Below are 13,539 nucleotides of genomic sequence, written 5' to 3' on the forward strand. Positions count from 1 at the left end.
CAGCTCACCAAACATGATTCCGGACTACCTCTCTCAATTATTGGCGTTTGAATGTGTTGTGGTCTGCTGCTCTAAAACTTATTCTTGAGTTTGCCGGAACCTGCCAATGCCCGTTATCTCCCCGCATCAATACTTTTCGACTTGATCGCTACGTCTCCTAGGCTCGCGATCTCCTTGAGCTTCGACAACTTCAACAACCGACGACAGGAACGCAAGCGCCAATCCTTGTCCCCAGCCTTGTGCCCATTTCCGGTCAATGCCGAGATATCCTTCGATGTCGTTCATGACCGCCGTTCCCCCGGACACGTTCAGAACCCGTCCGTTATCCGCTATATTGGCGAGAATGCCGGCCAAGGCTTTTCTCACATATTTCGCGTGCAGCGGATTGCCCTGCATCACCATCGCTGCTGCAATACCCGCTGTAGCCGATACTTCGCCGTAAGCTTCCGGGTAATCGAGCACGGTGCCCCACAGACCGTCCTCATGCTGCATCCGTTTAATTGCCGCCAACTGGTCGCGTAAGGAGCTCCAAATGTGCATCATGGGAGGATAAAGATAGCCTTCCGGCAGCCCTCTTGCCGCTCGGGACATCGTATAGGCTGCCCAGGCGTTAGCGCGCGCCCAATGAATGCCGGACATATGGTCCTTTTTGACATGGTTATAGCCATGGTACCACAGCCCGGAATCCTCATCTTGCAAGTAATGAATATGCCGTTCGAATTGATGGAGCGCGTCGTCGATGAGCACCTTCTTCCCGAGGAGCACGCCGACCCGAAGCTCCAAAAATGCCGCCATGAACAAAGTATCCGCCCAGCACTGCTCCGGAAAGTCATTGTTAGCCGACACCGTATGCTGAAGGACCCGGTCGCCGAAACGCAAAGCATGATGCTCCAAATAATCAATCTTGCTTAAAATGAGATCCAGATATTTTTGATCCTTCGTCTGTTCATACAGGGTCAGCAGCATATGCCCCATCGCACAGGTGTTCACGGTCCATCCTTCCGGAATGCCCGCCTCTAAGTACTCCTCCACCCAATCGATCATCCGTTCCAGGTAAGCTTGCTCGCCAGTCACCTCGAACAGTCGGCTAATCCCATAGAATGCGACACCGCCCGGCCAATCCCACGTCAAATCCATCCCGAACGTATAATCTGAAACACGCTTGGCGGTTTGCTTTAAATCTTCTAAATCGATATCTAGTTTCAGATTCATATTGCCCTCCATATCATCCAGAGCCCCCGCTTTTTGGCAGGAGCTCGGAGTTTTGGTGATTTTCGTGATTACCGGAATTGACCTGCATCAATCGCTTTTTGCTTCTCGTCCAAAATCTCTTGATAGCCGGCGTCGAGGAATTTCTGCTTGGCCGCTTCGTATTTCGCATCGAACTGGTCTGCTGGCGCAAGGATAATGTCGAGATACAGCTCTTGGAAGAGGTTGTTCAAATCCGCCTTATACTCGGTAACCTTCTCAAGGACTACGGTGAACAGCGGATCCGGCGTCTGGTATGGTTTGGTCTCGTTTCGATATTGAATCATGTCTTCGACAATTTGCTCATAACCCGCAGGCGTCCAGTTATTTTTGTTAGCTTTAAGCGTTAGCTCTGGCGTTGCGAAGGATGGTGCTTCCGTTACAAGTGCCCAATAGTCCTTGTTATTGTTCTGAGAGAGTACGGATTCGCCCTTGAAATCCGGTTTTTTCACCGGCAAGCCATCGGAATCGAGCGTATAGTTCTCACCTTCCACCCCGTTCTGCAGGAACATCAGATTCTCCGCTTGGCTCATCCACTCGAGATACATCCATACAGCAGCACGCTCCTCTTCCGTCGATTCATGGTTAATTCCCATGATCAAGCCAAACGGCCAGTCGGCGCGTCCTTGGGGCATATTGCCCTCCGGTACGCCGGAGCCAGGGGGAAGCACGGCAAATTCAGCTTCCGGATTATTCTTCAGCGTTGCTTCAAACGCATCGGTGTTATTGGTCAGGTACAAACCGTAGGTGCCCGTATTTCCCGCAACAAACTCGGCCTTGAGCTTGTTATCATCGTCGCGCAGATAGAACTCCTTATCGATAAGTCCGTTATGGTATTGATAGCTTAGGTTACGCAGCCAGGCTTCGGTTGCCGGTGTCGTAAAATCCGCAACGGATAGATCGGAATAAAGCGCGTGCGTCTTCGGATCAACCGGCCAGTCACGGAATCCGTAACTATAATTGAACACGTTCCGTGTCAAACCGGCCCCGGCAACGCCGATTCCTTCTTCCTTCCATTTCATGAGCATTTCATTGTACTTCTCGAGCGAAGTCAAGTCCTCGATTTTCATTCCTACTTTCTCAACCCAGTCTTTACGAATGATATTGACAAAGTTGCTGAAATCAGGACGAGCAGCGAAGAAGAAGGTGTTTTTTTCGTCAACGACGCCGTATTGCAGAATCGTCTCGCTCAAATTGCTCCAATAAGTTGGGGCATAGTGCTCAATCTCTTGCCAGTCCAGCTCCTGCATAACACCTTCTCCATAGTATGCAAGCGCTTGCGGCATGTCGTAGTGGAAAATGATATCCGGCGCCTTGCCGGCTGCGAGCAGCTGCTGATAAGTCGTAACTTCGTTGGTACGAGCGATCGGCGTGAACTTGACCTCGATATTGTATTTGTCGCCGAATTCCTTCTGAATCCAGCGTGTATAGTAGTTGTCGGTGACGTTCCAGCCTTCGAACGCACGCTCATATACTGGAATTTCGAGTGTAACTCTTTCCGGGAAACCTTGCGAGTAATCGGGATAGCTGCCTTCGGCGTTTTGGCTTGGAGAAGTCCCCTCATTCGTTGGAGAAGGCTCCTTCTCACCATTCGTACTGCTCCCCGTGCAGCCGGCCATAAGACTGGCAATGAAGATTAAAGCCATGAACAAAGACATGATTTTCGTTTTCGGTTTGCTCATCGTATATCCCCCTTAACATCCTCATAATATCGATGCAAAAGAATCTGGAAACGCTATTCCTTGATAGCCCCAAGCATGACTCCTTGAACAAAATACTTTTGAATGAACGGATAGACACAAATGATCGGTAATGTTGCAAAAACGACACATGCTGCTTTGAGCACTTCAGGATTGCTGAGCGAGACTTGCGTCATCTCTAGCTGAAAGCTCTCGCTGGCCTGAACCACCAGGTAATATAGTTTCAACTGCAGCGGCCGCAGATCGACATTATGCTTAATATAGAATAGGGCGTCCTGATAAGCGTTCCAGCGTCCGACCGCGTAAAAAAGGGACAATGTCGCTAGAATCGGCTTGGAGAGCGGAAGTACGATGCTGAACAGGATCCTGAAATGTCCCGCTCCATCCATCCGTGCCGATTCTTCCAAGCTCGCCGGAATATTGCTGGAGATCGAAGTCCTTAAGATCAGCAGGTTAAATGCGCTAAAGGATAGCGGTAATATAAGCGACCACATCGTATCAAGCATCCCCAGGCTGTTGATCAGCATATATTCGGGAATAATGCCGCCTCCAAAGAACATCGTAAACATAAAGATGAAGTTAAAAAACGAACGGCCTTTAAGCTGCTTACGGGATAGCGGGTAGGCTGCACATATGGTGACGATCATGCCGATCAGTGTGAACAGCACCGTAATGATTACGGATATGTAAAGAGACCTCAGAATACTCTGATCAGCAAAAACTTTGCCGTACGCATCCAAAGTGAACCCCGCCGGCCAGAGAAACACCTTGTTAGCGATGACGTAGGCGTCTTCGCTTAAAGATTTGGCAACGACATGAACGAATGGCAGCAAGCAGGCAAGTGAGGCAGCAATAAGTATGAGCCGTATTAGAATATCCCATATGTCCAGTTTCCTGGTGCGGCGCACAGCGTAGCTCCTAGTGAATGTCTTCATCGCCGCTTCCTCCTTTCTAAATGACTCCATCTTCACCCAATTTCTTGGCAACCCGATCAGCAATTAAGATAAGGACAAGCCCCACGACAGCTTGAAACAACCCGAGAGCGGTTGCTCGGCTGAAGTTGCCGCCTTCAATTCCCCAGCGATATACCAGAACGGGAATGGTCGTGGTGAACTCCGTGGTTGCTTTGTTCGCTAAGGCAAAGACACGCTCAAAGGAACCCGCCATCACGTGGCCAAGGTTCAAAATCAGCAATGTCACGATCGTCACTCGGATCGAGGGCAGAGTAATGTTCCACATTTTCCGCCACCGGCCTGCACCATCGACGACCGCCGCTTCATACAGCTCGGGGTTAATGCCGCTAATTGCAGCCAGGTAGATGATAGTTCCCCAACCCATACTTTGCCATACGCCAATAAAGATGTAGCTGATCAGCCAATTGACGTTCTCTTGAAGGAACGGGATCCGTGTTCCCCCCAGATTCGCGATCAGATTATTGATCATACCGGTTCCTTCACCCAACAATTGATAAGCGATTGCGCCGATAATGACCCAAGACAGAAAGTGCGGTAAATAAAGCAGCGTCTGATTCACGCGTTTGAAGAAAGCGTTCTTGACTTCGTTTAGCAGCAAAGAGAGTATAATCGGCATTGTAAAGCTAAATATAAGGTCCGACACATTCAGCAAAAGCGTGTTGCGGATGGCGCGAGCGAAATCGGGCTTTGCGAATATGTCTTTAAACACTTCCAGACCGACCCATTCGCTGCTCCAGAATCCGTGGGCAATCTTGTAATCCTTGAACGCAAGCACAAGACCGCTCATCGGCGCGTACTTAAAGACCAAGACAAACGCTAAAGGAATGAGAAGCAGAAAATAGAGCTGCCAATCCCGACGAAGATAATAGAGAGTTCCCTGCTTCTTGCCTGCGAAGGGGATTAAAGCGGTTTCATTTCCTGGTGCTGCATCTTGGACTTTCAAAATCTCACCTCCTCCATACGTGATCTCTCCCGGTTCATATCCCCGGCTCGGTGGCCCCGAGGTTGGATTTATCATATCGCCCCGTTCGTCCGAAGGTAAACGCCGAATATTGATACGCTGCAGCCACTATTGATCCAAATTGCAGTCGATCCGTTATTCCTGAGAACCCAAGAATCATTTTTGTCTATTTGAATCAAATATTGTCCTGCTCACGAGGTTGTGGATCTCTGCAGCTTGAAGCTGCTCGGCGGCATGCCTTCAAATTTTCGGAACAGACGATTGAAGCTTCGAACATTCATGTAGCCTACCTCGGATGCAATCTGTGCAATCGACAGGTTACTGTCAAGAAGCAGCTCCTTTGCCTTCTCGATTCGGAGCAAATTGAGATAGTCGGACAAGCTTTTACCCGTTTGTTCATAGACAATTTTTCGCATGTAGGAGTAACTGATTCCGATTTGCTTAGCCATTTCTTCAAACACGACTTCTTCACGATAGTGCTCATTCAAATAATGGATAATTCGATCGGCATATTTGTTGGACCCGCCCGGTGACCGCGTAAGGTAGTGAACAATCTCGCTGTAAAATTCAATAAGATATTCTTCAAGCTCGTCAAGCGTATCTATAGAAGCAAGGGCAGCGTAAATGTTCCCCCGCGTCGAGAAGATCCGCGCCGTGCTAACATCATTCTCCCTAAGGTGTTTAATGGTCACGCCAACCAATTGATGATAGATGAATAGGATATTATCGTAGGACACGTATTCGGCAGAACGTATTTCGTTACGAATGATTCTTAGTTCTTCGATGATGCAGTCCAGATCGCTATGACCAAGGAAGTTCAGAATTCGTCTTTCGCTGTTAACAGGATAAATGTATTTTTTATCCCGCCCTTCTTCCTCCTTCCAGCACGTAATGCCGCCATTGCCGGCAATCATGCGCTGCTTGATCGCTTCCATCGCCTCTGCAAAGCGATCCGAGATCAGGCGAATTGAATCTGCGGGACTGCTTACGCCGATCGTTACGGAGTGCTCCAGCAATTCCGCCGCACTGTTCCTCATCATGTCTAAAGCCGCATAAATGGAAAGTCTATAGTTGTCATCTTCCTCCTGTCTGTAGTTGATCAGGATTGCGAAGTGGCCGTCACCATGATAGACGCAGCGCGCGTGAACATCTTTCGGGAATAAATCGTCACATTTGGAGATGAGCAAGTAGCGATGGTAACTGCGCGTTTCCGGATTGTTCAGGCTTATATAAGTTCGGTAACCGTCGATGGAAACGACGGCTACAAGAAAGTGCAAGTCCGGGAAAATCTCTTTCGCTTGTGGCGTCACTTCACCCCGCAGCAAACTATGGATGGCGTGGCTTTGAGCACCCTGCTCGCGAATACTTAGCAGCTTATAAAGCCCTTCTTCCTCTTCCTGCATGCGTCTGAATGCCGCCTCCAGAAAGACGAGCTCATTCTTATCGCGCACCCCCGGATTGACTCGGCCGCGTACCGTGCGGACCAATTCCCTGGCTGGCTTGGATAACCATGTCGCAATAAATACCGTCAGTATGGACCCCGCAAAAATAATAACGATCGTAAGCAAAATGATACTTCTCTGCAAAGTGAGGGGCTTATTCATCAATTCGTCGACCGAGTAGATGCTTACGTTCGTCCAACCGAATTCTTTCGTTGGGGACCACGCATATAGCAATCGCTCGCCGTTAAGCTCGCGGAACATGTACCCTTCAGGCAATGCTTGCCGGGCGATTTCGCGAATAAACGGCTCCTCGTAGGCGTTCTTGAGCAATAAATCTTTGTCGTGATGAGAGATGATGGTACCGCTTGACTTCATAAGCAAATAGCCTTGCTTGCCTGATTTCGATGATTGCAAATACTGCTCGATTTGACTCTCCTTCAGATTGACAACGATCGTTCCGCGTGTAGCGGTTGACAACCGGTTTAAAGGAAGTGCGAACGATAAGACATTAACGCCCGAATCGAGCTTGCGCGGATACCATACGCCGCGTATCCCTTTTTGCTCCATGAGCGCCTCGTTCAGCCAGTCGATGGACTCGTATCTGTCCAAGCTCGTTATGCCTCTGTCCGTAGAAATCACGTAATTCGCGTCGTCCAGGTAAAAGAAAGATGAATACACCCCATCGACGCTCTGATTCAGATTCAACAATTCCTTGAGCACCGCCATCGCTTTGCTTACATTCATGTAATTCGTCTTAAGCTCTGCAAGAGACTTATAAGGACGGATTCGATCGAAGATGTCGGTGCCTCCTAGGCGTACCGTATTCTGGGACAAATTGTTCAAAGCATTCTCATTAAGCTCGCGATTGGCATTTAATTCTGCAAGCGAAGTTTCCGCAAAGGCATGCTCTGAATTCTGTAGAATCTGAGAGCTGCTATACCAGGTTAAAATTGCCATCGGAATGGCCATGATGCAAAATAGGATTAATGCCAATTGCATCATCATTGGAATTCGCTTCATTGGACCCCTCCATACCCTTATTTTCTATAGAAAATCACTTATGTATTAAGATAACTAAAGCGCTTACATTTGTCTTCATTTTTATGTTTAAGGTGGTTTAGTTCTGAGCTTCGTCTTACCTGAGTTTCCCATTATATGTTAAGTCAATCTTGTTCAACTCGTAAATCGCCACAATTGATATTCTTTATCAATATCTGATTCTCTTCGTATAAAGGATCATTTCTTACCATGATGATCAATAATGGCATGCCTAATATTTTTCACTTATCCTACTCATTCCATGTTATTAAACTTGGTTGTTTTGCTGCCGCTCGAGTGGCTTGGACTTTCGAGTTTATATTAAATTTATTTAGCTGTGCTAGAGTAAGTGCGACAAATTAAAGAGGGGGAAAAACCTTTGAGGAAGCTATTAAGCCCATCACCGATTGGGTCTCAACCAAAAAGGGATGTGGATTACAAGTCTGGTCTGGCTGATCGTTATGGTCGGTTTAAGCGCGGGTTCCATGCTAGGCGATTACAAAGCGACCAACTTCCAGTCACAAGCCTCCAGACTTGGCAACGAGATTGCCAGGGGTTTGAGTACAGACTACTATATTACAGGTCCAGCCGGGATTGCCGGCGATACGATCAAGCTCTTCGAGCAGGCGGATTTTGATCTGATACTTGCCACCATTGTCATCATTCTTGTATTATTGATCGTTATTTACCGTTCACCGCTGCTTGCCTTCATTCCTCTGCTTGCTACGGCTAAATGCTCATTCTGTTCTTCACGGATTTCCGTGATTATCAAAATTTTGCGCCGGTATTCGGTTTGGCTATGTTTATTATTATGCTCGCTTCCCCACCCTTGTCCCTGCCCTGTTCACCCTGTTTGGAAGGAAAGCGTTCTGGCCTAAGGTTCCTCACTTCGGTCAGAAAAATGAAATCAAACACGGTTTCTGGGGACAGTAGCCAAATTCGTGGTGAACAAGCCGCTGCTGACCGGTGGAATCGTGTGGCTGTCTTCATGATCATGACCGCCTTGAACGTATTCAACCTGAAATATGAATTAGACACCGTCAAGAAATTTCCCGAAAACTTGCCTTCGCGTGTAGGTTATGAGATCGTGGAATCTAAATATAACAATGGCGAGCTTGCACCCTCGACGCTTCTTCTGGAATCCGAGAACACGCTATCCGACGAGCAGATCGATCAATTCCTGAAAAAGCTGGAGAATTACGAAGAAATCGACTCCGTCCGCTTGGCCGGCATCACGGAAGATTCCAAGGCAGCAAAGCTCAGCGCTGCCTTGACGATGAATCCTTATTCCACCAAAGCTATCGATATATTGAAAAGCTCCAGGGCCAGACCGACGCCTTTCTTAACGAGTTGTCTCTTCGGGGCAATGTTTACTACGGCGACGTCACAGCCAAACTAGTCGATGAACCAACGGTGACATTATCAAAGGTCATCATTCTGGAAACGGTTCTGATTCTCGTGCTGCCTTGTTGCCTTGACCCGTTCGTTAAAAATGTCGATGTACATGATGGCCACCATCCTCATTTCTTACGTGTCCGCCCTTGGCCTGGGCATCTTCCTGGTCAATATGCTGTTCGGGTACGAATCCATCAGTACACGTGTTCAAAGCTCTCATCCCAGGTATAATGTAAGGTATGGAGGAGTCTTCCGTGAAAATTTTAGTCGTAGACGATGATTACGATATCCTGCAGCTTGTGACCATCCATTTGAGGCGGGAAGGCTATACGGTTTTACAAGCTCATAACGGGAAGCACGCGCTGGAGCTTCTGGAAGAGTCGGAGGTAAACCTGGCCATCGTGGATGTCATGATGCCCGGGATGGATGGCTTTTCCCTGACTAGAATACTAACGAAAGAGCTCGACATTCCTGTCATCCTGCTGACCGCCAAGGGACAATTATCCGACAAGGAACAGGGGTTCAAATCAGGCTCCGAGGATTATCTTGTGAAGCCTTTTGAGCCAAAGGAGCTGCTGTTTCGGGTTGCCGTTGTTCTTCGCCGCTATGGCCGCGCAATGGAAAGTGTTTTGAAGGTCGGCAATGTGAAGATCAACCGGAACGATTTTGAAGTAATCATCAAGGATGAAACCATTCTCTTTCCTCTAAAAGAGTTTGAGCTGCTGACCATGCTGGCAGTACGGGCCAACAAAGTCACTCCCCGGTCCGTTCTTATCGAGCAGGCATGGGGCGAGGATTATCTAGGCAACGAGATGACATTGAATACGCATATGAACCGGATCCGCGACCGCCTCAAACGTTACAATGCTTCGATCGAGATCCAGACCATCAGGGGCATTGGTTATAAATTAGAGGCGACCGAATGAAAACATTATACCGAGAGTTTATATCCACAACACTGCTCATTCTAGGGATCAGCATCCTCATCGGATTTATTCTGGCAAACGTCGTCTACGTGATATTTACCAAAGAAGAAATCACGCAGCAAAACATGGAAGTTGCCGAGCAAATCGTCCACGTTCTCGAGGAAATGCATGTATCGAGCCATACCGTGCACCCCTTCCTTGAGTCCGTCGGACAACTAGGATACCAGATTTATTTGGCTAACCGTTCCGGGGAGGCGTATTTTTTCGGTGAGCCTTTTGAGCATAGCCGACTGCCTCACACCATGGACCAGGTGTTAAGCGGCACGCCGTATATGGGGAAAGACGGCATATGGGATCAGTTCTGGATGATGGGGCATTTCTCCAATGATATTAGAAACACCGTCGGGCTCCCCCTTCAAATCGGAAATCAGACTTATGCTCTATTCGTCAAACCGGCCAGCAAAATCCTATTTTCCGATATCCATATGATGCTGGCGGGATTTATCGTAGCTGTCGCCATCGTGAGCCTATTGGGTGTAATCAAAATGACCAAACGGCTAATCCACCCCATCTCGGAGCTGTCCGAAGCGACGAAAGCGATCACCAACGAAGATTTTACGTATTCGCTGGATATCCATCGTAAGGATGAGCTGGGCCAGTTGGCTGAGAACTTCCTGCGAATGCAGCAGCAGCTGCAGCATAATGACGTCGCCCGGAAGTCCTTCATCAGCAACGTGTCTCATGATTTTCAATCTCCATTAATGAATATTCAAGGGTATGGAGACCTGCTTCTTCTTCCGAATCTGGATGAGAAGACGCGGCTGCAGTACGCGGGCATCGTGAGCGATGAAGCTAGAAGATTATCGAATCTGACCAAGCAGCTTCTGCTGATCACGTCCCTGGATCAATCCGGTTACCCGGTGAAAAAGAGCCCTCACCGACTGGATCTGCAAATCAAGGAATCCATCAAAAAACATCAATGGAGTCTGCAGGACCGGAACCTGACCATCTCATACAAATTAGATAAAGCCGTGTTGTACTCCGATCGCGAGCTGCTGGCGATCGTGTGGGATAACTTGATAACGAACGCCATTAAGTACAACCAACCGAACGGCCATATCTTCATTTCCTGCACCACCGCCGGAAACAAGATCATCCTCACATTCGAGGACACCGGTGTCGGTCTGTCGGAGGAATCCGCCAAGCAAGTGTTCGAGCGCTTCTACCGGGTGGATGCAACCCGCAAGAAAGACGGGACAGGGCTTGGCCTGTCCATTGTTAAAGAAATCGTCACACTATTAAACGGAACCATAACGCTCGAGAGCGAGCTTGCGAAGGGTACGACCTTCACCGTTATTTTTCTAATGGAAGGACATGATGAATCATGGAACAAAAATGGAGTTTACGGTTAATTCGATATGCAGCGCTGTTCGGCATTCTTGGAACCTATCTTGGTTCCAAAATGTCTGGCGAGATGGATTACTCCCTTCGTCCGATCCACGCCCACATTTTGCTGGTCGGCTGGTTGTCGGTATTTGCTTGGGGAATCTTCTACAAGGCATACAAAGTAAGGTATAAGAAACTGGTTGCTGTCCACGGTTGGCTGGCGATTCTGGGGTCCTTCGGCTTAACGTTCGGAATGTGGATGTACAATTTGAATCCTTTTCAGCTGGAAGACAGTTTGGTTTTGGTCTTGTTTATTGTGGGCGGTTCGCTCCTGCTGCTTGCCTTTCTGTTATTTGCCATCATTACATTTTTTACGGAAAAAGAACAACAATAAGCTTCTTCTAAATAGAAAACAGCCAATCCCTCTCAAAAAGAAGGTTTGGCTGTTTTTCATTAGTGGATGCTGCGTTAATTCCTTGAATCATCAAGGATTGATTATAGATATCACAGGAATAGTTCTTCTTGTGTTCTTACGCAAACAGCTCAATGCCAAGGAAAAGGAGCAGACCGCACACACTTGCATAAGCACTGAGGAGATGTTGTTTCGAATCCTTCTTATAGCGTCTTTCAACAACGGAACGGAAAGCGTGAAGAACAGCTACCACAAGTATAACGTCCTGATAAGCCGACGATCTCCTCTCCCAAACAATCCTCATGAAGTAAAGGGCGGTTAGGGACACAGCTATGATGATCAACTCCCCAATCAGATGAAATCGATTGATATGCTTATAGAGCAGCTGATTTGAATCGTTGGATACCTTGAGCTTTTTTTTGATCCATAAGTACCCGGAGACGAATATGATCGAATAAAAAATGAGACTGAGTAAGAGCATGCTAAAGTCACCCCTTTCCAAAGTTAGCGGCCGTGCAACAGCTGGTATTCCCGTAAAGGCGGTTGCAACGAGTTTAACCGAAGCACCTGGACACAAGTTTAACTTTTGGCATTGCAGGATAGTAAGAGGAATATAATATTCTTAAAAATAAACTACCAATTAAAGAGGAGAATGGTATGGAAGAGAGTATGCTCCACATATTATCCATTATCGTCACTTTTATGTTTATTTCTATTGCCGTTTTTCAAGTGTTGCTCGCGCTTGGTTTGCCTTTAGGCGAATTTGCAATGGGTGGCTATTATAAAGTGCTGCCCTACAAATTACGTGTTGCAAGTGCTATAAACGCTATTATACTTCTCGTTATGGGAGTTGTTTTTTTGCAGCATACTAACGTCATCAATATCTTTAATGTTCTGCCTACAAATATTTTGGTTTGGGTGATTACTGTATTTCTGGGATTGAATACGATAGCAAATCTAATATCCAGAAGTACAAAAGAAAAATATGTAATGACACCATTATCGAGCATTGCGTTTATATTGTGTATCATGATCTCTTTATCATAAAGTTTTCAATGCATACAGTTGCGAAATGATCCGGTCGAGTCTATCTTTGATGAGGATCGCCTCTGCATATCGTACAGGAATAGCTTCATATCCGTAGTAGATACCTGCCAATCCGCCGGCAATAGCTCCGATCGTATCCGAATCATCTCCTAGATTGGCCGCCTTCTGAACGACTCCTGCAAAATCCGACGTATGGAGCAAAATATGCAGTACCCACCGGAAGGTGTGGACCACATAACCGCTTGCCGGGCAATCCGGCTGTGCTTCAATGATGCCTTCGTATTCGCTACCCACCACCTCGGCCATGATCGCTGTTCTTAAATTTTCACCCTGCAAAAGGCGCTGGGCCATTCGGTTGTACATGACGCAGACTTCGGCACACCTTGGATCATAATGCGTCATCCGTGACTGCATGATGGTCACTCGGTCAATATCCGCCGGGTCCTTGTAGGCAAGTGCTGCAGGCAGGCATCGCATGAGGGAGCCATTCCCGCCGCTTTGCCCCATATCCATGTGCGCCACAAAGGCCGCTTCGAACCAGTCTCCCTCATACTTTTGAAAAACATGACGGATGATATTCCCGATGTCTTTGGGCCTCGAATGGTACCATTCCATGAAGAAACGCCCAATCGCCTCCATTGGCTCCCCTGGATTTTCGTGAATTCCTTCTGCCACGCACAGCGTCATCATCGTATCGTCGGTCACTTCACCCGGTTCCAGCTGCCACACCCCGCCGCCGATGATCTCCGTCAAATAGCCGTGCTTCTCCTTAATCTCCTGCACACTCATAAACTCCGTCGTTCCGCCAAGCGCGTCGCCTACAGCCACTCCATACAGGCCGCCTTTGATGCGGTCATATAATATATTGTCCATACAACCACCTCGTATCTGTTCATTAAATAAGAAATCCATTAAGTTAATTATAACAAAACGGACAGCGGTCATCTTCTAAATATAAAGAAACGGGCATCGGTAAATTAAAAAAGCCGCGATTATCGCGACTTCGGCTG

13 protein-coding genes are annotated in these 13,539 nt (G+C 47.6%); 6 read left to right on the forward strand and 7 right to left on the reverse strand.

Annotation, left to right across the window (positions count from 1 at the left end; all coding sequences use genetic code 11):
* Positions 1–126 precede the first annotated feature (126 nt).
* From M4D81_RS20275 to M4D81_RS20295, 5 genes are all read right to left on the reverse strand, one after another.
* Complete coding sequence (locus tag M4D81_RS20275; RefSeq protein WP_260067850.1) at positions 127–1,212, reverse strand: glycoside hydrolase family 88/105 protein; 1,086 nt, start codon at positions 1,210–1,212, stop codon at positions 127–129.
* Positions 1,213–1,280: 68 nt separating this feature from the next.
* Positions 1,281–2,930 carry an extracellular solute-binding protein gene (locus tag M4D81_RS20280; protein WP_260067851.1) on the reverse strand — a complete coding sequence of 550 codons (1,650 nt, stop codon included), beginning with the start codon at positions 2,928–2,930 and terminating at the stop codon, positions 1,281–1,283.
* Between the two features lie 53 nt (positions 2,931–2,983).
* A complete protein-coding gene (locus tag M4D81_RS20285) occupies positions 2,984–3,883 on the reverse strand; it encodes a carbohydrate ABC transporter permease (RefSeq protein WP_071220825.1) in 900 nt (299 codons plus the stop codon).
* A gap of 16 nt (positions 3,884–3,899) precedes the next feature.
* Positions 3,900–4,865, reverse strand: coding sequence for an ABC transporter permease (locus tag M4D81_RS20290; protein WP_233354967.1), 966 nt, complete (start codon positions 4,863–4,865; stop codon positions 3,900–3,902).
* Between the two features lie 209 nt (positions 4,866–5,074).
* Complete coding sequence (locus M4D81_RS20295; protein WP_260067852.1) at positions 5,075–7,345, reverse strand: helix-turn-helix domain-containing protein; 2,271 nt, start codon at positions 7,343–7,345, stop codon at positions 5,075–5,077.
* Positions 7,346–7,791: 446 nt separating this feature from the next.
* On the opposite strand from M4D81_RS20295, the gene M4D81_RS20300 reads away from it, so the two are divergent.
* From M4D81_RS20300 to M4D81_RS20320, 5 genes are all read left to right on the forward strand, one after another.
* Positions 7,792–8,241, forward strand: a complete 450-nt coding sequence (locus M4D81_RS20300; protein WP_260067853.1) for an MMPL family transporter — start codon at positions 7,792–7,794, stop codon at positions 8,239–8,241.
* A gap of 98 nt (positions 8,242–8,339) precedes the next feature.
* A complete protein-coding gene (locus M4D81_RS20305) occupies positions 8,340–8,762 on the forward strand; it encodes a hypothetical protein (RefSeq protein ID WP_260067854.1) in 423 nt (140 codons plus the stop codon).
* A gap of 250 nt (positions 8,763–9,012) precedes the next feature.
* On the forward strand, positions 9,013–9,684 hold the full coding sequence (locus M4D81_RS20310) for a response regulator transcription factor (RefSeq protein ID WP_071220820.1): 672 nt from the start codon (positions 9,013–9,015) through the stop codon (positions 9,682–9,684).
* On the forward strand, positions 9,681–11,096 hold the full coding sequence (locus tag M4D81_RS20315; RefSeq protein ID WP_260067855.1) for a sensor histidine kinase: 1,416 nt from the start codon (positions 9,681–9,683) through the stop codon (positions 11,094–11,096). The genes M4D81_RS20310 and M4D81_RS20315 overlap by 4 nt, the downstream gene beginning before the upstream one ends.
* Positions 11,069–11,464, forward strand: coding sequence for a hypothetical protein (locus M4D81_RS20320; RefSeq protein WP_260067856.1), 396 nt, complete (start codon positions 11,069–11,071; stop codon positions 11,462–11,464). The genes M4D81_RS20315 and M4D81_RS20320 overlap by 28 nt, the downstream gene beginning before the upstream one ends.
* Before the next feature lie 136 nt (positions 11,465–11,600).
* Here the strand turns inward: M4D81_RS20320 and M4D81_RS20325 are convergent, their stop codons facing one another.
* The gene (locus tag M4D81_RS20325) at positions 11,601–11,963 is read right to left on the reverse strand and encodes a DUF4181 domain-containing protein (protein ID WP_260067857.1); all 363 of its coding nucleotides are present in this window, start codon (positions 11,961–11,963) and stop codon (positions 11,601–11,603) included.
* Between the two features lie 176 nt (positions 11,964–12,139).
* Between M4D81_RS20325 and M4D81_RS20330 the strand changes: the two genes are divergently transcribed.
* On the forward strand, positions 12,140–12,529 hold the full coding sequence (locus M4D81_RS20330; RefSeq protein ID WP_260067858.1) for a hypothetical protein: 390 nt from the start codon (positions 12,140–12,142) through the stop codon (positions 12,527–12,529).
* Here M4D81_RS20330 and M4D81_RS20335 read toward each other — a convergent pair.
* The gene (locus M4D81_RS20335) at positions 12,524–13,402 is read right to left on the reverse strand and encodes an ADP-ribosylglycohydrolase family protein (RefSeq protein ID WP_260067859.1); all 879 of its coding nucleotides are present in this window, start codon (positions 13,400–13,402) and stop codon (positions 12,524–12,526) included. The two genes, M4D81_RS20330 and M4D81_RS20335, sit on opposite strands and share 6 nt — an antisense overlap.
* Between the last annotated feature and the right edge of the window lie 137 nt (positions 13,403–13,539).

It is taken from the genome of Paenibacillus sp. p3-SID867, assembly GCF_025142895.1.
Classification (GTDB): Bacteria; Bacillota; Bacilli; order Paenibacillales; family Paenibacillaceae; genus Paenibacillus_AQ.